The sequence below is a fragment of the Clostridium sp. TJA085 genome (assembly GCF_058310235.1).
In genome coordinates this window covers 24195-48190 of the sequence record NZ_JBZEEZ010000007.1, presented here as the reverse complement: position 1 = coordinate 48190, position 23996 = coordinate 24195, and the positions used below count along the sequence as shown (strand labels likewise).

23 protein-coding genes and 14 tRNA genes are annotated in these 23996 nt (G+C 28.6%); 8 read left to right on the top strand and 29 right to left on the bottom strand.

The genetic code is table 11. The annotated features are described in order from the left end of the window. Positions 1 to 47: 47 nt before the first annotated feature. The 5 genes from AC4FQW_RS12910 to AC4FQW_RS12890 all read left to right on the top strand — a co-directional run bounded on the left by AC4FQW_RS12910 (position 48) and on the right by AC4FQW_RS12890 (position 3911). On the top strand, positions 48 to 590 hold the full coding sequence (locus tag AC4FQW_RS12910) for a hypothetical protein (protein WP_303130622.1): 543 nt from the start codon (positions 48 to 50) through the stop codon (positions 588 to 590). Positions 591 to 780: 190 nt separating this feature from the next. Beyond that, a complete protein-coding gene (locus AC4FQW_RS12905) occupies positions 781 to 1239 on the top strand; it encodes a dUTP diphosphatase (RefSeq protein WP_303130621.1) in 459 nt (152 codons plus the stop codon). 83 nt (positions 1240 to 1322) lie between these two features. Next, positions 1323 to 1754: a DMT family transporter gene (locus tag AC4FQW_RS12900; protein ID WP_491149462.1), complete on the top strand. Its 432-nt coding sequence runs from the start codon at positions 1323 to 1325 to the stop codon at positions 1752 to 1754. Between the two features lie 24 nt (positions 1755 to 1778). Continuing rightward, positions 1779 to 2603, top strand: a complete 825-nt coding sequence (locus AC4FQW_RS12895) for an MBL fold metallo-hydrolase (protein WP_303130618.1) — start codon at positions 1779 to 1781, stop codon at positions 2601 to 2603. Positions 2604 to 2711: 108 nt separating this feature from the next. After that, positions 2712 to 3911 carry a S8 family serine peptidase gene (locus tag AC4FQW_RS12890; RefSeq protein WP_491149461.1) on the top strand — a complete coding sequence of 400 codons (1200 nt, stop codon included), beginning with the start codon at positions 2712 to 2714 and terminating at the stop codon, positions 3909 to 3911. Here the strand turns inward: AC4FQW_RS12890 and AC4FQW_RS12885 are convergent, their stop codons facing one another. Further along, complete coding sequence (locus tag AC4FQW_RS12885; RefSeq protein ID WP_491149460.1) at positions 3912 to 5111, bottom strand: peptidoglycan DD-metalloendopeptidase family protein; 1200 nt, start codon at positions 5109 to 5111, stop codon at positions 3912 to 3914. Positions 5112 to 5293: 182 nt separating this feature from the next. Here AC4FQW_RS12885 and AC4FQW_RS12880 point away from each other — a divergent pair, with 182 nt between their 5' ends. Continuing rightward, positions 5294 to 6301 (top strand): DnaD domain protein, encoded by a 1008-nt coding sequence (locus tag AC4FQW_RS12880; protein WP_303130614.1) that lies wholly within the window; start codon positions 5294 to 5296, stop codon positions 6299 to 6301. Further along, complete coding sequence (locus AC4FQW_RS12875) at positions 6294 to 7271, top strand: ATP-binding protein (RefSeq protein WP_303130612.1); 978 nt, start codon at positions 6294 to 6296, stop codon at positions 7269 to 7271. Before AC4FQW_RS12880 ends, AC4FQW_RS12875 begins: the two co-directional genes overlap by 8 nt. A 30-nt stretch (positions 7272 to 7301) precedes the next feature. Here the strand turns inward: AC4FQW_RS12875 and feoB are convergent, their stop codons facing one another. From feoB to AC4FQW_RS12790, 17 genes are all read right to left on the bottom strand, one after another. Further along, positions 7302 to 9428 (bottom strand): ferrous iron transport protein B, encoded by a 2127-nt coding sequence (feoB, locus tag AC4FQW_RS12870; protein WP_491149459.1) that lies wholly within the window; start codon positions 9426 to 9428, stop codon positions 7302 to 7304. A 12-nt stretch (positions 9429 to 9440) separates the two neighbouring features. Then, entirely contained in the window at positions 9441 to 9668 is a 228-nt protein-coding gene (locus AC4FQW_RS12865) for a FeoA family protein (RefSeq protein WP_303130610.1), read from the bottom strand. Between the two features lie 134 nt (positions 9669 to 9802). Beyond that, positions 9803 to 9879, bottom strand: a tRNA-Asp gene (locus AC4FQW_RS12860). A 14-nt stretch (positions 9880 to 9893) separates the two neighbouring features. After that, positions 9894 to 9969, bottom strand: a tRNA-Val gene (locus AC4FQW_RS12855). A 23-nt stretch (positions 9970 to 9992) separates the two neighbouring features. Beyond that, positions 9993 to 10067: transfer RNA gene (locus AC4FQW_RS12850), tRNA-Glu, on the bottom strand. Between the two features lie 44 nt (positions 10068 to 10111). Then, a tRNA-Asp gene (locus AC4FQW_RS12845) sits at positions 10112 to 10188 on the bottom strand. Between the two features lie 14 nt (positions 10189 to 10202). After that, positions 10203 to 10278 (bottom strand) — tRNA-Val (locus tag AC4FQW_RS12840). Positions 10279 to 10287: 9 nt separating this feature from the next. Further along, positions 10288 to 10362: transfer RNA gene (locus AC4FQW_RS12835), tRNA-Glu, on the bottom strand. A gap of 9 nt (positions 10363 to 10371) precedes the next feature. After that, positions 10372 to 10447 (bottom strand) — tRNA-Thr (locus AC4FQW_RS12830). Positions 10448 to 10476: 29 nt separating this feature from the next. Next, positions 10477 to 10553 (bottom strand) — tRNA-Asp (locus tag AC4FQW_RS12825). A gap of 15 nt (positions 10554 to 10568) precedes the next feature. Beyond that, positions 10569 to 10644: transfer RNA gene (locus AC4FQW_RS12820), tRNA-Val, on the bottom strand. A gap of 9 nt (positions 10645 to 10653) precedes the next feature. Next, positions 10654 to 10728 (bottom strand) — tRNA-Glu (locus AC4FQW_RS12815). Between the two features lie 9 nt (positions 10729 to 10737). After that, a tRNA-Thr gene (locus AC4FQW_RS12810) sits at positions 10738 to 10813 on the bottom strand. 28 nt (positions 10814 to 10841) lie between these two features. Continuing rightward, positions 10842 to 10918: transfer RNA gene (locus AC4FQW_RS12805), tRNA-Asp, on the bottom strand. 15 nt (positions 10919 to 10933) lie between these two features. Further along, positions 10934 to 11009: transfer RNA gene (locus AC4FQW_RS12800), tRNA-Val, on the bottom strand. Between the two features lie 9 nt (positions 11010 to 11018). Next, positions 11019 to 11093 (bottom strand) — tRNA-Glu (locus tag AC4FQW_RS12795). A 139-nt stretch (positions 11094 to 11232) separates the two neighbouring features. Then, on the bottom strand, positions 11233 to 11841 hold the full coding sequence (locus AC4FQW_RS12790) for a hypothetical protein (protein WP_491149457.1): 609 nt from the start codon (positions 11839 to 11841) through the stop codon (positions 11233 to 11235). Between the two features lie 92 nt (positions 11842 to 11933). Between AC4FQW_RS12790 and AC4FQW_RS12785 the strand changes: the two genes are divergently transcribed. Then, positions 11934 to 13178, top strand: coding sequence for a BaiN/RdsA family NAD(P)/FAD-dependent oxidoreductase (locus AC4FQW_RS12785; RefSeq protein WP_491149455.1), 1245 nt, complete (start codon positions 11934 to 11936; stop codon positions 13176 to 13178). A 28-nt stretch (positions 13179 to 13206) separates the two neighbouring features. Here AC4FQW_RS12785 and AC4FQW_RS12780 read toward each other — a convergent pair whose 3' ends face one another. The 11 genes from AC4FQW_RS12780 to AC4FQW_RS12730 all read right to left on the bottom strand — a co-directional run bounded on the left by AC4FQW_RS12780 (position 13207) and on the right by AC4FQW_RS12730 (position 23984). Then, entirely contained in the window at positions 13207 to 13968 is a 762-nt protein-coding gene (locus AC4FQW_RS12780) for an acyl-[acyl-carrier-protein] thioesterase (protein WP_303129430.1), read from the bottom strand. A gap of 224 nt (positions 13969 to 14192) precedes the next feature. Then, complete coding sequence (locus tag AC4FQW_RS12775) at positions 14193 to 14387, bottom strand: DUF1858 domain-containing protein (protein ID WP_303129429.1); 195 nt, start codon at positions 14385 to 14387, stop codon at positions 14193 to 14195. A 92-nt stretch (positions 14388 to 14479) separates the two neighbouring features. Continuing rightward, on the bottom strand, positions 14480 to 15766 hold the full coding sequence (locus AC4FQW_RS12770; RefSeq protein ID WP_303129428.1) for an adenylosuccinate synthase: 1287 nt from the start codon (positions 15764 to 15766) through the stop codon (positions 14480 to 14482). 418 nt (positions 15767 to 16184) lie between these two features. Continuing rightward, positions 16185 to 16985 (bottom strand): pyrroline-5-carboxylate reductase, encoded by an 801-nt coding sequence (proC, locus tag AC4FQW_RS12765; RefSeq protein WP_303129427.1) that lies wholly within the window; start codon positions 16983 to 16985, stop codon positions 16185 to 16187. Between the two features lie 77 nt (positions 16986 to 17062). Then, entirely contained in the window at positions 17063 to 18397 is a 1335-nt protein-coding gene (locus tag AC4FQW_RS12760) for a replicative DNA helicase (RefSeq protein ID WP_303129426.1), read from the bottom strand. 95 nt (positions 18398 to 18492) lie between these two features. Next, complete coding sequence (lonC, locus tag AC4FQW_RS12755) at positions 18493 to 20388, bottom strand: Lon family ATP-dependent protease (protein WP_491149452.1); 1896 nt, start codon at positions 20386 to 20388, stop codon at positions 18493 to 18495. Positions 20389 to 20402: 14 nt separating this feature from the next. Beyond that, positions 20403 to 20849, bottom strand: coding sequence for a 50S ribosomal protein L9 (rplI, locus tag AC4FQW_RS12750; RefSeq protein WP_303129424.1), 447 nt, complete (start codon positions 20847 to 20849; stop codon positions 20403 to 20405). A gap of 1 nt (position 20850) precedes the next feature. After that, positions 20851 to 22794, bottom strand: a complete 1944-nt coding sequence (locus AC4FQW_RS12745; protein ID WP_303129423.1) for a DHH family phosphoesterase — start codon at positions 22792 to 22794, stop codon at positions 20851 to 20853. Positions 22795 to 22815: 21 nt separating this feature from the next. Beyond that, positions 22816 to 23136 (bottom strand): MazG-like family protein, encoded by a 321-nt coding sequence (locus AC4FQW_RS12740; protein ID WP_303129422.1) that lies wholly within the window; start codon positions 23134 to 23136, stop codon positions 22816 to 22818. 133 nt (positions 23137 to 23269) lie between these two features. Continuing rightward, positions 23270 to 23515 (bottom strand): 30S ribosomal protein S18, encoded by a 246-nt coding sequence (rpsR, locus tag AC4FQW_RS12735; protein WP_024614038.1) that lies wholly within the window; start codon positions 23513 to 23515, stop codon positions 23270 to 23272. A gap of 28 nt (positions 23516 to 23543) precedes the next feature. Continuing rightward, positions 23544 to 23984, bottom strand: coding sequence for a single-stranded DNA-binding protein (locus tag AC4FQW_RS12730; RefSeq protein WP_491149449.1), 441 nt, complete (start codon positions 23982 to 23984; stop codon positions 23544 to 23546). Between the last annotated feature and the right edge of the window lie 12 nt (positions 23985 to 23996).

The following is a 23996-nucleotide window of genomic DNA, read 5'->3' as shown; positions in this document are numbered from 1 at the left end:
GAAAAGTTTGGTTATTAAATCAAAGAGTATATTAGGCGAGGTAAAATATGAGATACTATATTGTTGCATTATTTGATGATTCTTCATATGAATTTATAAACCCTATTCAAAAAACCTTATCAAAAAAGTTTAGAGCAAACAGAAATTCACCTGCTCCATATATAGCACTAGAAATATTAGATAATCCTAATATTGAAAAATTAACACCAGTAATAGAAAAGGTTTTAAAACCTTACAAGAAATTTAAAATAGAACTTTCTGATGAATTTGCTATAAATGAAAATTTAAAGACTATAAATATAAATTTAAATGGAGTTGGATATATCAAAAAAATCGAAAGATGTCTAAAAGATACATTAAAACTTCATGGATTTAATGTTAGAGAAGAAAATATAGATAAATTATCTGTTTCCTTAGCTAACTTAAATTATCTTCCAAAAGATAATAAGAAAAATTCTTTTGATTTAAAATCTACCATAAATAAAAATTTAGAAAATCAAACACTAAAAATAGATAAATTTGAATTATGGAAAGTTCCACATAATAAAAAAGAATTAAAAATAAAAGATTTTGATTTAAAAACATTTTAAATTATTTTTTAATTAAGACTTCATTTAAAATAAATGAAGTTTATTTTTTTAATTTTATTTCTAAATTTTATGAAATTTTATAAATTTTCAAAAAAGTTTTATTTGTATTCGTTTACTGACCTTTTCATCTACTGAAAGTTTTTGTAAAATAAATAAAGATAATTGCTTTAAGAGCAGGGAGGATTCGTTGATGTTTGTTTCCAATTTATTTAAAATTCAAAAAAAACTTGATAATAAAATAACTATTAATCCAGATTTAGATGATTATAAAATTAAATCTCGTAAAAATTTAGAGTTACATATTAAGATTAGTGACCTTGCAAATGAAACTGATTGCTTTAACTATTCTAAAAATATAAACTCTCATCTTGATAAGAAAAAGATTTTTAATAAGTATTTAATTTGTTTACAACAAGTATTATCAATAGGAATTACTAATGAATATGACAACGTAACTGAAATTTCTATGCAACCTACAGAATATTGTTTAAGTGATCAATTTCTTAATCTCTATATAGATATAAATGATTTAATCATATCACGTTCAGAAGATCATTTTGAAACTTTATTCGAAGATTTACTAAGTCTTGGAAATTCTCTTGGATTTTCAGAAGATGAAATAACAGAAGGATTTAAACAATTTAATTAATCATTTGGCTATAAGATTTTCTTATAGCTTTTTTTTATTATAATTTTTACTTAATTGGTAAAACTAACTTTGAGGTGATTCAATTGTTAGGAATAATTTATGCAATAGTATCTGGAATTTCAATGAGCCTTCAAGGAGTTTTTAATACAAAGCTTGGAGAGAAGATAGGTACTTGGGAAACTAATGTATTAGTTCAATTAATAGGTTTAATACTTACAGTCATTATAACTGCATTTGCTGGTAAAGGTAATTTTAAAGAACTTAATAACGCAAACAAACTATACCTTTTAGGTGGAGTCCTTGGAGTAGTAATAATATTTACTGTTATGATGAGTATAGGTTCTCTTGGAACTACTTATGCTATAGGAGTAATATTAATATCTCAAATTATTGCTGCTGCAATAATTGATTACTTTGGACTATTTGGTACTGAAAAACTTAATTTTACCTTAAAAGATTTTTTAGGTATTGCAATTATGATTATAGGTATTATAGTATTTAAGTGGAAAAGATAACTAACACTTAAGGAGATAATACTTATGAATTTATTTAAAAACATTCATTTTTTATCTAAGTTAACTTACACAAATATGAGAGAATATTTTAATGATAGAGATAAATCTGCAAATGATCCAATCCATGAAGATTCAATACACTGGTACGGTCATGCTACAACAATACTAAATTTAGGTGGAAAATTAATTTTAACAGATCCTGTTATTTCAAATAGATTAGGATATTTTAAAAGAGTTATAGAAAAACCATTTGATATTACTGAATTAAAATTTGATTATATTCTTTTATCACATGGTCATATGGATCATATGCATTTTCCATCATTAAGGCAACTTAAAAAGTTAAACAAAGATGCAACTGTTATAGTTCCTAAAGGCTATAAAAGGATTTTATCAAAGCTAGGATATAAAAATGTTCACTTATTAAGATCTGGTAATACATTTGAAGATGATTTTATTAAAGTGAAATCTATTCAAGCTAATCATGATGGTCGTAGATTTTATATTGGTATAGACGATGAGAGTAACTCCTATATTATTGAAGGTAACAATAAGAAAATTTTCTTTGCAGGAGATACAGCTTACACCGAAGCATTTAAAGATATAGAATGTGATGTTGCACTTATGCCAGTAGGTTGTTATAAACCCGCTAGATTTGAATATATGCATTGTAATCCTGAGCAAAGTTATAAAATGTTTAAAATGATGAAAAGTAAAATAATGATTCCTATTCATTATAAAACATTTAAAATATCATTAGAAGACTTTGATGAAACTCATGATACATTAGTTAACTTTAAAGATAACACCGTCAAAATTATAAATGTCGGAGAAACATATAAGCTATAGTCTTACTATAGCTTATTTTTTATAATTTTTATATTAAATAAAATATTATTAACAATTATTGTATCAAATTTATACTATGATATTGTAATAATATTTTAGGAGAACTCTATGTTTAGTTTTAAAAATAAACTTGATTATAATCTAAACATCGCATTAAAAAATAATTCTTATAAAAAATATAGAGTCCTTGTAAAGTGTAAAAACTTATTTTCATCTATAGTAAAGAAAATATCTCACTTTAAAGGTGCTTTAATTTATTCACTAGATTATTGTAATATAGTTGTTGCTAATTTAAATAAATATGAAATAAAAAAATTAATTGAATATCCAGAAGTAGAAAGTATATTTCTTGATGACTACTTATTTTTATGTGGAATAAGTGTCACTTCAGCAAATAACTGTAATTTATACGACACTAATAAATCAAAATATTCAGGAAAGAATATAAACATAGGCTTAGTAGATAGTGGTGTTTTTCCTCACCCTGATCTTCTAAGCCCTAATAATAAAATAGAATATTTTTTTGATCTTATAAATGAATTTAAATATCCTTATGATGATAACGGACATGGAACTGCAATAGCAGGATTAATGTGTTCTAGTGGTTTAAATTCTAATAATCTATATAAAGGTATATCACCATCAAGTAATATAATTTGTTATAAAGCCTTTGACAAATTAGGTAAAGGATATGCTTCTGACGTACTTTATAGTATTGAATGCTTAATAAAATTATCAGAAGAAAAAAATATAAGAATTCTTTGTTTACCTTTTGAACTTTTAAATTTAAATTATTATATAATTGATGCCTTTAAATGTGTATTTAATGTTGCAATAAAACATAATTTAATACCAATCGTTCCAAGTGGAAGTGTAAATTATGAAAAAGATATGATTAAAGGAATAGCAACATTAAATAATTGTATAACTGTAGGTGGGGTAAATAGCTCAAAACCAGTCACACCTTATTTATATTCATCAAAAGGTCCGTACAATAAAATTATTAAACCTAATTGTGTTGCATCCTGTACTAATATAGCATCATTAAATAGTAATACTTCATATGTTTCCGAAAGAAATGGTATTAAGGTATATCCAAGTAAGCTAAATTCTAACTATAAAACATTTAGTGGAACATCTTTAGCAGTTGCATTTGTTTGCTCTGTATGTGCATTAATATTAGAGAGTAATCCATCTTATACATTTAATGATGTTTTATCTATAATAAAGTTAGCTTGCGATAAAAAGGATTTACCTAAAGATATTGTTGGTAATGGAATTTTATCTTTCAATAATATATTAAAATAATTAATCTATATAATCTTCAGGATTTACAGGGTTTCCATTTGCTCTTAATTCAAAATGTAAGTGTGGCCCTGTACTTCTTCCAGTACTTCCAACCTTTCCAACAACATCACCTTTCTCAATTTTTTCTCCTTCCTTCACATCTATCTTACTCATATGTGCATATCTTGTCTCAAGTCCATTTTCATGTTCTAGAATAACAATGTTTCCATAACCATTCCTCTCAAAGAATGCATTTTTAACAACACCATCAAATGCAGCTACTACAGGTTCTCCAGTATTTCCTGCTATATCAATTCCATTATGATTTTTACCCCATCTCTTACCAAAGCTAGATGTTATGACATCTCCTCTAGTAGGTCTCATTAAAAATGGAGTATTACCATTCAAAGGATTTTTTGTCCCTTTGCATATAACTTTACTTTTACTTTCTACTATTGTATTTTCAGAAATAACTTTACTATTCTTCTTTTCATTATTTATATATATTGTTTCTATGTATTGTTCCTTTCTCCCTCTTTCCCCCTTGCTTTTTACATAACTTTCTCCTAAAAACAAATCATCAGTTCTTTCAATTTTAACTGATGGCTCTACATCTACTATTAATTTATCCTTTACCGTTAATTCAACTTTTAATAATTCTTTTTCATTTCTTTCTATAATAGAATTTGCTAAATCTTCACTTCTATCTAATTTTGATAAATTAACCTTTTCATCTTTTAAATTTATATTACCTTTTATATTTATGTTATTAATTTTTTTATTATCTATTTTATTTTTAGTAATATATATATTACTAACCTCTCTTAAAACATCTTCTAATTGATTTTCATCAATAACATATCCTAACTTTACACCATCTATACTTAATAACTTTAATGTTACTTCATTATTCAGTGAATTTATAATACTACTCATAAATTCATCATAGTTCGTAAGCTGAACATCTTCATAAATTCTTTTAAAAGATAATCTTTTCTTATCTATTTTTTCTTCTTTTGATAATTTATCATTTATACTCACTAATATTTTATTGTAATCTTCTTTAATTCTTTCTTTATTATTTCCATAACCAATTACAGCATTTCCTAAATATACTTCAAAGCCTTTTGCTCTATAATCTAAAAAGTTGTTTATTAATAATGCTCCTGATATTAATATAAATAGTAATAGTATAAATTTCTTAATATTTCTCGAGCTCATAAAAATCTCCTTTTCTATAGTTTTTTAACACATCAATTAATTTTTCCAATTGATATTATTTTTATTCATATCAAAGATTTTCCTTAAGTTGTTATATAATGTTCCCTTTGTTATAATTAGTTTACGTAAATGAAATAATATAATTTAACTATTAAATTTAATTTGAAAGGTAGAGAATCTAAATGAGCACTTTTATGCTTAAAAATAAACCTTTAGATTTTACCCCTGTTAGCAATGTCTTTCTAGAAAAATACATGCCAAAAGCTCGTGGTGAATTTGTTAAGGTTTATTTGTTAATGTTAAAATATAACGTAAGTGGTGAGCTTGGAGTTAATTCTTCAATTTTAGCTTCAACATTAAACTTGCTAGAGTCTGACATAATGAATGCATTAAACTACTGGAATGATGAGGGTGTTTTAAAACTTGTTCCAATAGATAAAATGAATAATTTTAATATAGAATTTATTGACCTTAAAGAAGAAGATGTAGAGTTTAATAAAGACAGTATAAATATATTAGAGGCCCTAAACAGTTCTGAAACACACGATATGCTTAAAGATATAGAAAAAATATTATCAAGACCTCTTTCAAGCAAAGAAATGGAAATATATCTTGGTTGGCAAAAGGACTTTTCATTCCCATCTGAATTAATACTATTATTAATAGAATATTGTTCCTCAAAAGGAAAAACTAATTTCAGATATATAGAAAAGGTTGCTGAAGCTTGGAATGATATGGGCATAAAGACTATAGAAGATGCTCAATCTCAAATTAAACAAACAGAAGATAAGTGGACTAAAATAAGAAGAATTTTATCATATCTTGGAATGAAATCATCCGAAGTTATGAAACCACAAGAAGAAATGCTTGAAAAATGGATATTTACTTATAAATTTCAAATGCCTTTAATAGAAAAAGCTTGTGATATATGCTTTGAAAGACTAAATAGAGCAGACTTTAAATACATAGATGGCATATTAGGTAATTGGCATAAAAATGATATAAAAACTATAGAAGATGTTGCATTAAAAGATAAAAATCATAATAAGTCAAATAAAAACTTTAATAACAATTTTAATTCTAATAATCAAAACAAGCCAAAAGCTATCAGATTTAATGATTTTAAACAAAGAGAGTATGATTATGACTCCTTAGAGAAAAAACTGTTAGGATGGGATAAAGATGATTAAGGGATATCAATCTGAATTAATGGAAGTATATCAAAAAATTCGAAATGAAGAAACTCATAACTTAAAAAAACGTAGAGCTGAAATTAAAGCACTACATCCTGAAATAATTGACTTAGATAATGAAATCCATAAACTTTCTTTAAAATTATCTATGACAATTTTAAAGAGTAACGCTACTGAAGATCAAATTCAAGAAATTAAAGATAATATTATTGATATAAGAGCTAAAAAATGTGAAAAGCTTGTTCAATATGGATATGATCCTGAATACTTAAATATGCATTATAGATGTAATAAATGTCAAGATACAGGTTATGTAGGAATAGAAAAATGTGATTGTTATAGAGAAAAACTAACTAAACTATATTACAAAGATTCAGAACTTGAAGAAATACTTAAAGATAACAACTTTAGTAACTTTAATATTGAACTCTTTTCATCATCAAAAGATAGTTATGAAAAATTTTCTCCTAGAACTAATATGAGAAATAATCTAGAATTCATAATGAAAGACTTTATTCCAAACTTCAGTAATAGTTCTGATAACTTATTGTTTTATGGAACTCCAGGTAGCGGAAAAACCTTTCTTTCATATTGTATAGCTAAAGAACTTTTAGATCGAGGATTCTTAGTTATTTATAAAACTTCTGATGAATTAATAAAAGCATTAAAAGAAGTAAGATTTAATAATAATACTTATATGGAAAAACTTCTTATAGACTGTGATCTTCTTATTATAGATGATTTAGGTTCAGAACAACTTAATGATTTTGTTGCTACAGAATTATTTAATTTAATAAATAAAAAACTGCTTAAAAAGAAAAAGATGATTATATCAACTAACTTCACATTAGCTGAACTTTCAAGACATTATAGCGAAAGAATATCATCAAGACTTTTAGGAAACTTTAAATTACAAAAGTTTTATTCTGAAGATATAAGAATAAAATTAAATTTATCAAAGAGATAAAAAATGGAGTATTTATAAATACTCCACTTTTTATACGATCAATCTCCAAATTTGTGTTGTACAAAAACATATAAATATACCAGCAACAGTTGGTATTAAAAAACTTATAATAGTCCACTTAATACTATTTGTTTCCTTTTTTATAGTTAAAAGCGTTGTTCCACATGGATAATGCATTAAACATAATATCATAACATTAATAGCCGTAAGTATTGTCCAGCCATTTGCTATTAACAAGTCTTTAAGCTCATATAAACTTTCTAGTTCAAGCATTGTTGTCGCTCTTAAATAACTCATTATTATAATTGGCATAACTATTTCATTAGCTGGTAAGCCTAGTATAAATGCCATTAAAATATATCCATCTACACCTATACTATTAGCAAAAGGTGCTAAAAAATCAGCACATACTGTTAAAAGCGAACTATCTCCAACATTAATATTAGAAAATACCCATATAACAACACCAGCTGGTGCTGCAACAACTACCGCTCTTCCTAGTACATATAATGTTCTATCCAATATTGATCTAACTATTATTTTACCTGCTTGAGGTTTTCTGTATGGAGGAAGTTCTAATATAAAGTTTGATGGAACTCCCTTAAGTATAGTCTTAGATAAAATTTTAGATACTAGAAAAGTCATAAGAACTCCAAAAATAATAACAACAGTAACAGTAATTGCTGATACTAAATTTCCACTAATTCCTACTGATATTCCTCCCATGAATATAGTAGCTATAGATATAAGCATTGGAAATCTGCCATTACAAGGCATAAATACATTAGTTAAAATTGCTATTAATCTTTCTCTAGGAGAATTTATTATTTTACATCCTATTACACCAGCTGCATTACATCCAAGACCCATGCACATAGTTAAAGCTTGTTTTCCGCATGAACAGCATTTTTTAAAGCACTTATCTAAATTAAAAGCAATTCTTGGTAAGTATCCTAAGTCTTCTAAAAGAGTAAACATAGGAAAAAATATAGCCATAGGTGGAAGCATTACCGAAACTACCCATGCTAATGTTACATATACACCATCTATTAAAATTCCAGAAATCCAATTTGGTACAGATGTATTTAAAAATAAATCTCTTAAATACTCTTCACCATATCCGAATAAATTTGCAAGCATAGAAGATGGATAATTTGCTAATGTTATTGTTATCCACAAAACAACAAGCAATGTAATTATCATTATAGGTATTCCAGTTATTTTAGAAACTAATACTTTATCAATTTTTCTTTGAAAATTATTATATTTATTCGTTACTTTTACAACTTTATTACAAAGATTTTCAGCCTTACCTATAAGAGTTTTTATTATTTTATCCCCTATAATCTTATCTCTATTTTCTTCTAGTATCTCATTAACTTTTAATGAAATTATATCCAAATTCTTTTCATTAAAGTTATATATATTGTATATAGAATTTTTTATACTGCTATCTCCCTCTAATAATCTTAAAGCTATCCATCTACCTTCTTTTTCTGTAATTTCATTATTAGCTTCCATTAGAACATTTTTTAAAACTTTAATATTTTTTTCTATATAATTATCATATTTTATTAAGCATTTTTCATTTTCTTCTCTTGACACTTCAATAAGTATAGCTTCCTTTAATTCTTCTATACCTACTCCTTTTGTTGCAGCTGTTTCTATGACTGATGTTTCTATTTCTTTTGATAATAATTTAGTATTTATATTTATACCCTTTTTCTTAGCCTCATCTATTAAATTAACACATAAAATTACTCTTTTACTTATTTCTGAGATCTGAAAAAATAAATTTAAGTTTCTCTCTAAAGAAGTTGCATCAGCTATTACAACAACTAAATCAGGTTTATTAAAACATATATAATCCCTTGCAATTTCCTCTTCTTCTGAATTAGATAATAGTGAATAAGTTCCTGGTAAATCAACTACCTTAATAATTTTATTTTTAAATTCATAATATCCTTCCGCATTACTTACTGTTTTTCCTGGCCAATTACCAGTATGCTGATTTAATCCAGTTAATGCATTAAAAACCGTACTTTTTCCCACATTTGGATTTCCAGCTAATGCAATTACAAAATTCTCTTTAGTATTATTTTTATAATTATTTAAAGATAATATATTTATTCCAGTTGAGTTTTTATTTAGTCCCAATTTAATCCTCTCCTAAAATTGATTAACTACACTAATCTTTTCACTATCCTCTTCTCTTATTGCAATTACAGTCCCTCTTATTAAATATGCTCTTGGATCTTTAAATGGACTCTCGTATAAAACTTCTATTAAAGTCCCTTCTACTATTCCCATATCAAAAAACCTTCTTCTAAGATCTCCATCTACTTCTATATCAATTACCTTCACAATAGACCCTAACTCAACTTCATTTAATTTCATTATTAACCTCCTTTTCGTGTTAATTTTTATAATTTCTTATTAATAGATTATGAAAATAATTATATGTCGTGATTGATAATATAAAGAATAAAAAAATAAAAAAAAGAAGTAAGATAAAATCTTACTTCTAACTTTGGCGACTCAGAAGGGGTTCGAACCCTCGACCTCTGGCGTGACAGGCCAGCACTCTAACCAGCTGAGCTACTGAGCCGCATTAAAATTATGTGGTGGGCACAACAGGGATCGAACCTGTGACCCCCTGCTTGTAAGGCAGGTGCTCTCCCGGCTGAGCTATGCGCCCATTTTTGTATAAAAAAAAAGAAATGGTGACTCCTAGGGGAATCGAACCCCTGTTACCACCGTGAAAGGGTGGTGTCTTAACCGCTTGACCAAGGAGCCATATTAAATTTTAAAAAATAATTTTTCAAATAATAATTTTAAAGTGGCGACTCAGAAGGGGTTCGAACCCTCGACCTCTGGCGTGACAGGCCAGCACTCTAACCAGCTGAGCTACTGAGCCGCATTAAAATTATGTGGTGGGCACAACAGGGATCGAACCTGTGACCCCCTGCTTGTAAGGCAGGTGCTCTCCCAGCTGAGCTATGCGCCCACATAAAAATGGTGACTCCTAGGGGAATCGAACCCCTGTTACCACCGTGAAAGGGTGGTGTCTTAACCGCTTGACCAAGGAGCCATATTAAATTGGAGCTGATGATCGGACTTGAACCGATAACCTGCTGATTACAAGTCAGCTGCTCTGCCAATTGAGCCACATCAGCATATTATAAAAAATTATTAATTTTAAAAATGGCGACTCAGAAGGGGTTCGAACCCTCGACCTCTGGCGTGACAGGCCAGCACTCTAACCAGCTGAGCTACTGAGCCGCATTAAAAATTATGTGGTGGGCACAACAGGGATCGAACCTGTGACCCCCTGCTTGTAAGGCAGGTGCTCTCCCAGCTGAGCTATGCGCCCACATAAAAATGGTGACTCCTAGGGGAATCGAACCCCTGTTACCACCGTGAAAGGGTGGTGTCTTAACCGCTTGACCAAGGAGCCATATTAAATTGGAGCTGATGATCGGACTTGAACCGATAACCTGCTGATTACAAGTCAGCTGCTCTGCCAATTGAGCCACATCAGCATATTATAAAAATTATTAATTTTAAAAATGGCGACTCAGAAGGGGTTCGAACCCTCGACCTCTGGCGTGACAGGCCAGCACTCTAACCAGCTGAGCTACTGAGCCGCATTAAAAATTATGTGGTGGGCACAACAGGGATCGAACCTGTGACCCCCTGCTTGTAAGGCAGGTGCTCTCCCAGCTGAGCTATGCGCCCACATAAAAATGGTGACTCCTAGGGGAATCGAACCCCTGTTACCACCGTGAAAGGGTGGTGTCTTAACCGCTTGACCAAGGAGCCATGTTAAAACTTTTTATAATCTGCGCTTATTCGTTACTTGGCGCTAATCACATAGACTATATTACATAAAATCAATTTAAGTGTCAACACTTTTTTAAATAATTTTTTATTTTTTTTATTTTTTATATTTAATAATTCATTATTCTAGCAATTTAAATTCTTTTTTATTATTTGGTTTATTCTTTAAAACACCCGGATTTTCAAGGTTTTCCATAGCTAAAGTATATTTTGATATTAATTTTTCTCTTTCATCAACTTCTTTCTTTATTTTACTAATTTCTCTATTACATAATTCTTTAAATTCAGCTTTTTCTATAGTCCTAATCTTTAAACTATAATCTTTTCTACTAAATTTTTTCCCAATTGCTTCAACTTTTATAGGAAATTTATTATTAACTAGCATGAGTAAGTTTTTTTCCCAAACATTACGTTTATTTATTGAATAAGTATCTAATAATATTATTAGTTCATCTAATTTTTCCTTACACTCAATTTCTATTCCATCTAATAAAGCTTTATATAAAAATACTGAAATTCCCCTTTGAAGTCTTATTTTTAAAAGTTCCTTATTAGAAAATAAAAATTCATCTATTTTATTTTCAGTTAATATTTCTACATCTTTATTATAAAATTCTTTAATTCCTTCAGTATTTGGATATAATACTAAAACTTTATCATAATTTATTCTTCTTACACTAAATTGCTTATTATAATCCTCTGAATACTTATCTTTTACAATAACTTTCATAATACACACCTCTATTTTTAATATTCCATTCTTTAATCAAAATTATTACTATGGTAGAATTATTTAAAAGATTTATTAAGGAGCGTTTTAAAATGATATATCACGATTTAATAATTGTTGGCGGTGGTGCTTCAGGACTTATGTCTGCAATACTAGCTAAAGATCTTGGTTTAGATGTTGCTATAGTTGAAGGAAATGATAGAGTTGGTAAGAAAATTTTAACTACTGGAAATGGTAGATGTAATATTTCAAATTCTTCTATATGTTATCCATTTAAAAATTATCATAGTTCAAATGATAATTTCTTTATTGATGCATTAAATAGTTTTTCTATAGAAGATACTAAAAATTTCTTTTTATCTATAGGACTTCCAATCGTTCAAATTGAAAATAGCAAACTTTATCCACAATCCTTACAAGCATCTTCAGTTGTAGATATTTTTAGGTTAGCTCTTGAAGATAGAAACATACCTGTATACACAAATTGTAAAGTTAAAACTATCCACAAGAAAAAAACTTTTAAATTATCCACAAGTAATGATGAATTTCCTAATTTTAATTGTTCAAAACTTTTACTTTGCTGTGGTGGAAAATCTGCTGTTAAAACTGGTTCAGATGGATCAGGGCATAAACTATCTGAAATCCTAGGACACTCAATAACTCCTACAATGCCTGGCATAGTACAATTAAAACTTGATTATCCTCGACTTAAAGGATTGTCAGGAATAAAATTTGAAGGTAAAGTATCTTTAATATCTAACAATAAAATTATTAGAGAAGAATTCGGAGAAATATTATTCACAGATTACGGAATTTCTGGTCCACCAATACTTCAAATTTCATCCACAGTTTCTCGTGAATTAAAAAAACATAACGATGTGTGGATAAACTTAGATATGATGCCTGAAAAATCTTTAGATGATGTTAGTAATTTTATATATGGACACCTTGCTATGTTCTCTCATAGAAGTATATCTGATTCTTTAATTGGAGTAGTTAATAAAAAACTTATACCTATTTTACTTAAAGATATAGGAATTATCGATATTCATATTCCTTGTTGTGATATGGATTGGAGTTATCAAAATACTTTAATTGAAAGACTTAAAAATTGGTCATTTAAATGTATAGGAACTAAAGAATTCCAAAATGCACAGGTAACAGTAGGTGGTGTAAATACTAAAGAAGTTAATCCAAAAACCTTAGAATCTAAGTTAGTTGAAAATCTATACTTTGCAGGTGAAATCTTAGATGTAGATGGTGATTGTGGTGGTTTTAATCTTCAATGGGCATGGAGTTCAGCATTTTTAGTAGTTAATTCAATTGCAAAAAAATAGACTGCAAAAGCAGTCTATTTTTAAAATTTTATATTGATTTTCTCCAATGAGCTTCTAATAACGTAAGTTCTTGACCATCTTTATCCATAATTTTATGAAGTGTTATTAATTCATTATTTTCTTTTATAACTTCTGCTGATACATGAATTCTATTTCCATAAGTTGTTTCTTTTTCAAATACTACTTTTAATTTATCTATTTCATAATCCTTAACCACATCTATTGGAACTGATTCTATAGCCCATTCAATGTATTTTACATTATTAACATGAGTATTAGAATCTATATCACTATACCTTATTTGAAATTCTTTATAATGATCTTCTTTATCTATTCTTCTTATTTTTCCCATATCTATGGCTTTTTCCATATCTCCTAATTCACCATAAAATTTATATTGCTCTTTAAGTATTCTAGCGGGTCTTCTCTTTTCTATATTTATTAAGAAAAATAGTGCTGTCGCCTCTGCTAAAAGTTCTCCATCTTCATTTTTTATTAAATATTTTCTAAATGCATAAAACTTCTTAAATCCTAATGGAACTGTTGTTACATTTATTTTCTGTCTATATTTTGGATATTTATAAATATTTATATCATATTTATAAAATACCCAAGTACATCCATGTGATAATTGAAAATCTATTGAATCTCCTACTGCTTCTGCATGAATATTACCAATATCACAGAAAAAATCTACCATAGATGCAAGTTTACATCTTAATTTATAATCTGAATCTCTATACATTACTTCATATTGTTTTGTATATTCTTTAATACATTTATTAGTCATTATTCTCACACCTCAAAGTATTATTTATTATAATCCTACATTAAATTAATTAAACTTTCTATCTTCCATGTACTTATTAATTTAGTTTTTACAAATTATTAATTATATTAAGTTTGCAAATATAATATTAACTAATAACATGTTAAAACTATTTTTTACAAACTTCTAACAAAAACATATATGTAAAGTAAAAAGCAGATAGCCTAGGCTATCTGCTAAATTTATTAATATTCTACTTTATTATTTAAAGCTTCTAATAAAGCTTCTAAGTTTAATCCATGAACTTCAGCTGCTTCTTCTAAAGTTTCAGCTTGTGCTGATGGACATCCAACACAACCCATTCCAAACGCCATTAAAACTTCTGCTCTTGTTGGGTCCTTTTTTATTATTTCACCGATTGTCATATCTTTAGTTATCATAAATTCACCTCTTTAATAATTTTAGTACATAAATATCATCTATAAAAAATTATATTTTATACATTTATTAAAGTCAAGTTCTTCAGTCGGAATTAAATTTCTTTAACTCTCATTGTTTGGTCTCTCTTTGGACCAACTGAAACTATAGATACTCTTGTATCTGTAAATTCCTCTATTCTTTCAATATACTTCTTAGCATTCTCTGGAAGTTCTTCGTAGCTTCTTGCATCTGCAACACTATCATCCCATCCATCGAACTCTTCATATACTGGCTCACAATTTGCAAGATCTTCTAAGCTAGCTGGGAAGTAATCAATAACTTCTCCATTAAACTTATATCCTGTACAAACCTTTATTTTATCAAGTCCTGCTAATGTATCTATTTTTGTTACTGCAAGTGAAGTTAATCCACTTACTCTAACTGATGTTTTAAGTATAACTAAATCTAACCATCCACATCTTCTTGATCTACCAGTAGTAACTCCATATTCATGTCCTTTTTCTCTTATCCAATCACCAATTTCATCATTTAATTCTGTTGGAAATGGTCCTTTACCAACTCTTGTTGTATAAGCCTTAGCTATACCAACTGAATTAGTTATCATATTTGGTCCTATTCCTGAACCACTAGCTACACCACCAGCAGTTGTATTTGATGATGTTACATATGGATATGTTCCATAGTCAATATCAAGAAGCATACCTTGAGCACCTTCAAATAATACATCTTTGTTAGCCTTGATTGAATCATAAACTTGAACTGATGTATCTTTTACAAATGGTCTTAACTTTTTAGCAAGCTCTTTATATTCATTGAATATTTCTTCAAAGCTTAAAGGTTCTCCACCTAAAACTTTTGTTATGTATGCATTTTTAGCTTCTACATTTTCTCTTAATTTTTCTTCAAATACATTCTCATGCATAAGATCACAAACTCTTATTCCTGATCTTTCATATTTATCTGTATAACATGGTCCGATACCTTTTCCTGTTGTTCCGATATCATTTTTTCCTCTAGCTTTTTCTTTTAATCTATCTAATACTTTGTGATATGGCATTATAAGTTGTGCTCTATCACTTATCATTAATTTTTCTGGTGTTACCTTAACTCCAACACCTTCTAAATATTCTATTTCTTCAAATAATGCCTTTGGATCAACAACTACACCATTTCCAATAACATTAACCTTATCATCATATAGTATTCCTGAAGGTATTAAGTGAAGCTTATATTCTTTATCTCCAACAACTACAGTATGACCTGCATTATTTCCTCCTTGGAATCTAACGACAACATCTGCCTCTTCTGCAAGGTAATCTGTCATTTTACCTTTTCCTTCATCTCCCCATTGGGCTCCTACTACTATAAATGCTGACATATTATTTGCCTCCTTTGGATTATAAGTCTTCTTAGACCTATTATTCACTAACTTTATTATTTACATTAATTAAATAAATTAATATAAATTATTGAGATTTTTATAATCTCCATGAATATAGTAACAAACTGGAAGTTGTAAATCAACATATTATCGAATATTTTTCTATAAATTTAATAAATAATTCGTATAGAATTAAAAATAACAGAAAAAAACCTTAGACCTGTGGAATCTAAGGTTTTTTTCTCTTAACTTAATAATTAAGAGGAGTTTTTCGCGTTAATGTTTTTTTATGTGTGTTCTGTGTGTCCAGTATATAACCAATTCAAAATTCTTACGCTTTCTAATTGATATTGATTATCACTAACTATAGTATATATTCTATTTTTTACTTTGTCAACATATAAAAATAAATTTATTACATATTTTTTGATTTATCTGCGCATTTATCCATAGCTCCTATTATAGAATTTCTAAAACCAAGCTTTTCAAGTTCACATACTGCTTCTATAGTTGTACCTTTTGGTGAACATACCATATCCTTTAATTCTCCAGGGTGTTTACCTGTTTCTAATACCATCTTTGCTGAACCTAGTACACTTTGAGCTGCCATTTTGTATGCCTTACTTCTTGGAATACCAAGTTTTACAGCTTCATCAGCCATAGCCTCTATAAACATAAATACATATGCTGGTGATGATCCACAAAGTGCTATAAATCCATGAAAATCCTCTTCTGAAAGTATTTCATATTTACCAAATGAATTAAACATATTACAAACATATTCTAATTCTTCATCATTAATATTTGAATTAGGGCATATAGCAGACATTCCTTCTCCTACTAAAGCAGGTGTGTTTGGCATAGTTTTTATTATTTTATAATCTTCTCCTATCATTTCATGTAAATCTTCTAAATCTATTCCAGCTGCAATACTTATTATTATTTTGTCTTTAGTTATATGTTCTTTTATTTTACTAATAACATCTTTATACATATAAGGTTTTACTGCAAGAATTAATACATCAGCAAATTCAACAACTTCTTCATTATGTACTGTTGCATTAACTCTATATTGCTTCTCTAATCTTTCTTTTGATTCTTCACTTCTAGTTGAAACTATAATATCTTCATTATTAGAAAATCCTTTGCTTATTAATCCTCCAAGCATTGAGCTTCCCATGTTACCACAACCTATAAATCCTATTTTTTTACTCATAATCAATCCTCCAATTTTAATTTATTATAAAGAAAACTCACCTGATACGGTGAGCTTTTCATAGTAGTTGTAAATAATTATTCTGTATGTATAGTATCTAAATTTCCAAATTTACTAAATTGACCAAGCCAAGCTAATTTAACAGTTCCAACAGGACCATTTCTTTGCTTTGCTATTATACATTCCCCTACATTTTTATCTTCAGTTTCCTTATTATAATATTCATCCCTATATAAAAACATAACAAGGTCAGCATCTTGTTCTATTGAACCAGATTCTCTAAGGTCAGATAGCATCGGTCTATGATCTGCTCTTTGTTCTGGTGCACGAGATAACTGAGATAATGCTATAACTGGACATTCCATTTCCTTTGCTAATGCTTTTATAGATCTAGATATTTCTGATACTTCTTGTTGTCTACTCTCTGATGAAGATCCTGACATAAGTTGAAGATAATCTATAAGAATTAAATCTATACCATACTCTATCTTTAATCTTCTACACTTTGATCTCATTTCCATTACCGAAACCCCTGCGGTATCATCTATATATATCTTTGCTTTAGACAATGGTCCTGTAGCTCTTGCTATGTTCTCCCAATCTTTATCATCTAAAGCACCTGTTCTAAGCTTTAACATATCAACATTTGCTTCTGAACATAAAAGCTTATATGCCAATTGTTCTTTAGACATTTCTAAAGAAAATATAACTACACTTTTACCTTCTCTAAGTGCTGCATATTCTGCAATATTTAGTGCAAATGTTGTTTTACCCATTGATGGTCTTGCAGCTATAAGAACCATATCACCTTTTTGGAATCCTGAAGTTTTCGCATCCAAATCTACAAATCCAGATCCTACTCCTGTTATTTCACCCTTATTATTAAATAATCTCTCTATTTCAATAAATCCTCTTTCAAGAACTTGATTTAAAGGTTCAAAATCACTTGTAGTTCTTTTTTCTGCTATATCAAATATTCTTTTTTCTGCTGCATCTAATACATCTTCAACTTCTCCTTGTTTATTATAACTTTCTTCAATAATAGAAGTTGAAGCTTTTATAAGCTTTCTAAGCGTTGATTTTTCTTGAACTATCTTTATATAAGAAGAAAGGTTAGCTGTAGTTGGTACAGATGATGTTATTTCTGTTACATATGTAACACCGCCAGCTCTTTCTAACATATCGTTAGCTTTTAACTCCTCAAGTACAGTAACTAAATCTACAGCCATATCCTTTTTAAACATATCAAGTATGCTTTTAAATAAAACTTTATGACTGTCTCTATAAAAATCATTTTCTTCTAGTCCTTCAGCAGCCTGAGCTATTGCACTTCTATCAATAATCATAGAACCAATTACTGATTGTTCCGCTTCTATACTTTGTGGCAATGTTTTATTAACTGTTGTTTCCATGCTTATACCTCCTTCCAAATTTTAATTTTATCATATAATCTATATAATAAAAATAATAAAATAAAGTAAAGAAGATTAAAATCTTCTTTACTTTATTATTCAAAAACTAAATTCATTACATCTTCAATAGTTTTTGCAGTTTTAACTTCTATATCAGTTAATCCTTGTGGAACATCATTTTTATTATCTTCTGGCACAATAGCTAATTTTATTCCTTTTCTTCTTGCACCATATATTTTTTCAAATATTCCTCCAACAGGCTTAACCTTTCCTCTTAATGATATTTCCCCGGTAATAGCAACATCTTGTCTTAAAGGTTTATTTAATAAAGCACTTATTATACAAACTGTTATTGCTGCACCTGCTGATGGACCATCTATTTTTCCTCCACCAACTACATTGACATGAATATCATAATCTTTTATGTCTTTATCAGTAAGTTTTCTTATTACTGAAGCTGCATTATATACTGAATCTTTAGCCATACTTCCTGCAGTCTCATTAAATCTTACAGTTCCTGCACCCTTTTTCTTTGCTTCAAAAACTGATGCTTCTATTTCTAGTGTTGAACCTATAAATCCACTTACTCCTAAACCATATATATGACCAACTTCATATTCAGTATGATTTTCTACTATTTCAAACGGAGTATACCTTCCTATTGATACTACTTCCTCTACATCTTTTAAAGTTATTTTTAACTTTTTAGGCTTATTCTTTCTCTTGTATAATGCAAATCCATAAGCATCAGTAAGTATATTTACAGCTTTTCTTCCCTCTATAGTAAATCTGCTTATATACTCTGGAACCTCTTTTTCTAATGAAACCCCAAGCTTTTTAGCAGCATTTCTTACTATATCTTGAATATCTTTAACTCCAAGTGGCTCAAAATAAACCTCTGTACATCTTGATCTAAGAGCAGGATTTATTTCTCCAGGTTCTCTTGTTGTTGCACCAATTAAAACGAAATCCGCTGGAGCTCCCTTTTCAAATAAGTATTTTATATATTTAGGAGTTTTTTCATCATCTGGATCATAATATGATGATGAAAATTCAACTCTCTTATCTTCTAATACTTTTAAAAGTTTATTTTGAAGAATATTATCAAGTTCTCCTATTTCATCTATAAATAATACTCCTCCATGAGCCTCTGTTACTAAACCTGGCTTTGGTTCAGGTACTCCAATATCCGCTAAATCCCTCTTACTTCCTTGATATATAGGATCGTGTACTGAGCCTAGTAAAGGATTTGTTATTTCTCTTGGATCCCATCTTAAAGTTGTTCCATCTACTTCAACAAATTTAGATTTATCATCAAAAGGTGTAAATTCTAAATCTTTAGCAGCATTAAGTGCTATTCTAGCTGCTGTAGTCTTACCAACTCCTGGTGGTCCATAAAGAATTATATGTTGTGGATACGGAGATGATAATTTTGATATTAATGATTTTATAGCTCTCTCTTGACCTACTATTTCATCTAACTTTTCAGGTCTTAAAAAGCTCATTATATTTTTACTTGTTACTCTATCATCTAATTCTTTAAGTTCTTCATATTTTTTCTTTGTTTTTTGGTTTTCACTGCCCTTTTCTTTTTTAATAATGGAAAGTCTCATTTCATCTATATACTTTTCTTGCTTTTCCATTATAGCCTTCTCTACTTTTGATTCTATTTGATTTTGAACATATCTTTTAGCTATCTCTTCTGAAATCCACACAACAGCATCTTCAATAACTTCATCTACTTTATCTTCTGGTGGTACTACTTCAATTCCAGCACCATCTGAAGCTATCATATTTAATGCATATGCTCTCTCAGCTATATTCTTTGATCCAACATAATCTTTAAGTTTAAATCTTACTGTTCTAGCTCTTATAGCACCTTCATCTAATACATTTTTTAATATGTCAAATAGAACATTTATTTGAGAGTCTTGTGATAAATCACCATTTATTATATCTTGCAGGAAACCAATTTCCTCGCGTAATTTCAAAATACTATTCCTCCTTAAGCTTGTGGAACAATAATAACCTTCATTTTTGTTGATACTTCTGGATATAATTTAACTTCTATATCATATCCTCCAGCTACCTTTATTGTTTCCATAACAATCTTTTTCTTATCAATCTCAACTTTATAATTTTCTTTTATCTTTGTAGCTACATCTTTGCTTGTTATAGCTCCAAATAACTTACCATTATCTCCTGTTTTAGCAGTTATTTTTATTTCTTTTCCTTTTAATTCTCCTGCTAATTTTTGAGCTGCTTCAAGTTCTGCAAGCTTTTGCTTTCTTTCATTTTCTTTCTTATTATTTAAGATGTGTAAATTATTATTTGTAGCTTCTTCTGCAAGCTTCTTTGGAAATAAGAAATTTCTTGCATATCCATCTGATGTATTTACAACATCACCTTTTTTTCCTAAACTTTTAACATCCTTTAATAAAATTACTTTCATGTTATTCACCCACCCTTAAGTATTTTGTAATTGCCTCATTTAATTCAATTAAGGCATCATCTATTGTTTTATTTGGCATCTTAGTACCAGCCATATTCATATGACCTCCACCACCTAAAGCTTCTAAAACTATTTGAACATTTATATCACCAATAGATCTAGCACTAATATAAGTGTGGCCATCAATATTTGCTAAAACAAAACTAGCTAAAACGCCTGATATATTTAACAAATCATCTGCTGATTTTGCAATCATTACTGTATCCTTAACATTTGCAGGACATACTGATATAGCAATATTATCTTCTATCTTTGCTGATTTAATTATATCAGCTATTTGTATAAAATCTTCTAAATTATCAGTAAACATCTTTTTAACTTCTGTAGTTTCAGCCCCCATTTTTCTAAGAAATGATGCTGCATCAAAGGTTCTTACTCCTGTTTTAAAAGCAAATCCCTTTGTATCCATATAAATACCTGCTAAAAGACCTTCGGCTTCTAATTTATTTAAAGTTACATTTTCAATCATATATTGTATAATTTCTGTTACCATTTCACATGTTGATGATGCATAAACTTCTATATAATTTAGTAAAGTATCTCCTATTATATCTGCACTTCTTCTATGATGATCTATTATAACTTTTCTTTTTGAATTTTCTATAAGATCTAAATTATCAACATAGTTTCTATTGTGTACATCTACAATTATCAGTAATGATTCATCAGTTACTTCTTTCTTAGCTTCTTCTGATGTTTCAAATAGATTAGCATACTTTCCATCTACTTGCAATTGTTTCAAATAATATTCTACTGCATCTTTATTGCTGTCATCTAATATTATATTACATGATTTACCAAGTTGTCTTACAGCACTTGCCATACCTACAGCAGCACCTAAACAATCCATATCAAAATTTTTATGTCCTAATATAAATATCTTATTACTTTCATATATAAGTTCTTTTAATGCATGAGAAACAACTCTAGCTCTAACTTTAGTCCTCTTTTCTATCTCCTTGCTATTTCCTCCAAATATTTTTACACTATCTGGACTCTTTACAACAACTTGATCTCCGCCTCTTCCTAAAGCTAACTCCTTTCCTATAGAAGCATACTTATAGTTTTCTAATGGTGATATACCACCTCTTCCAACTCCCACACTTAATGTTACTTCTATTTTATTTCCTTTATTTATATTAGATATTTTATCTAATATATTAAAATTATTACTTATTTCCTCATCAATATATTTATCCTGAATTGATAGTATATATTTATTAGTCTGATATTTCTTTATCATAGCTTCAAGTTTATGAGCATAGCTACTTAATTCTCTATCAATTTCTGCAATAACTAAAGGCTTATCTGACTCAATTGTTGAATCTAAAACTTCAGTAAAATTGTCTACTTCTATTAATACTACGCTTTCTCTTGTTGCATCTAATCCTATAAGCTCACTTATATCATTAAAATAAATTAAATATAATTGTTTATCTTTTCTAAATATCTTCTTACTATAAACATCATAAAGTTTACTATTTAATTTTAGTTTTTGATGCAATCCTTTATCAGAATCTAATATATCACTTAACTTTAATCCTCTTGCTATACCAAGTATATTTTCTCCTAGAAAACTTCTTCGATCATCTAACTCATTAAATACATTATTATGCCATTCTATAATACCCTTATCGTCTATTAAAGCTATTGGTAATATTGTATTTTCTACAGTATCCTTAACAGCTTCATTTATTTCTTTAGTAAATTGATTTATATCCTCTTCCTTCTTCCAATAATTATTTAACTGATAAAAATTATCTATAAAATATATTATTGCTATCAATAATCCAATTTGACTATATCCTAATAAAAAGAATATTACAGAAGATAAAATTAATCCTACGGGCTTTATGAGTTTTTTCAATAATTTATCTATATTCATAAAACTCCTCCTATTTAATTATTAGTCTCTTCTGTTTGAAATATACTCCTTAAGTTTACTCAAGCTCTTTCCTTCTTTTTCAACTTCATCTTCTGATCTTATCCCAAAATCAAGCTTCTTTTTCATCTCATGATCTATCTCAGGTAGAGAATATCCTAGTTTTTCTCCTAATACATATAAGATTATTATAGCTCCTGCTATACATTCAACAATAGCTTCTTCAGCTACATTACTACCTCTAGTTAATAATGTATAAAAATCACCTATAACCCTTATTAATTGAGCCTTTAGATTATCTATGATTTTTACATTTCTCATAATATTTAAATCTCTCTTTCTCACAAATACCCCTCCCACAAATACCCTGTATGTATATTTTAATTTTTTTCTATTACTAATGCAAGAAGCTGATAATTTTTTGCAAAAAATAAGAGTACTACAGAAATACAAATTCTGTAGTACTCTTTAATTACTACTATTCAGTTGTGAATGGTAATAATGCTATGTTTCTTGATCTCTTGATTGCAGTAGTTAATTGTCTTTGGTGCTTAGCACATGTTCCTGAAATTCTTCTTGGAAGTATCTTTCCTCTTTCAGTTACATACTTTCTTAACTTAGCTACATCTTTGTAATCTATTGATTCAGCTTTTTCTACACAAAAAGCACAAACTTTTCTCTTAGATCTTCTCATTCTACCAGATCTTCTGTTGTTTTCTCTCATCACTTAAACCTCCTTACCTTGAAAATCTCTAAAATGGCATATCTCCGTCATCAACAGGAGTCATGTCATCATCGAAACCACCAAACGGATCGTTTGCTGGCTTTGAATAATCAGAATTATTTCCGCCAAAATCATTATTAAATGATCCAGCGCTGTTGCCACTCTTACCACCAACAAATTCAAAGCTTTCTACAACTACATCAGTAGTGTATCTCTTTGAACCGTCTTGTGCATCGTAACTACCAGTTCTGATGTTTCCAGTAATTGCGATTTGGCTACCTTTTGTAAGATATTGTGCTATTGTCTCAGCTTGCTTTCCAAATGCTACGCAATTGATAAAGTCAGCCTCATCTCTCTTGAATTGTCTTGTAACTGCAACTGAAAATCTAGTAACTGCATTACCACTTCCTGCTGCAAATCTTAATTCAGGATCTTTTGTAAGTCTACCTAAAAGTATAACTTTGTTCATTACAATATCACC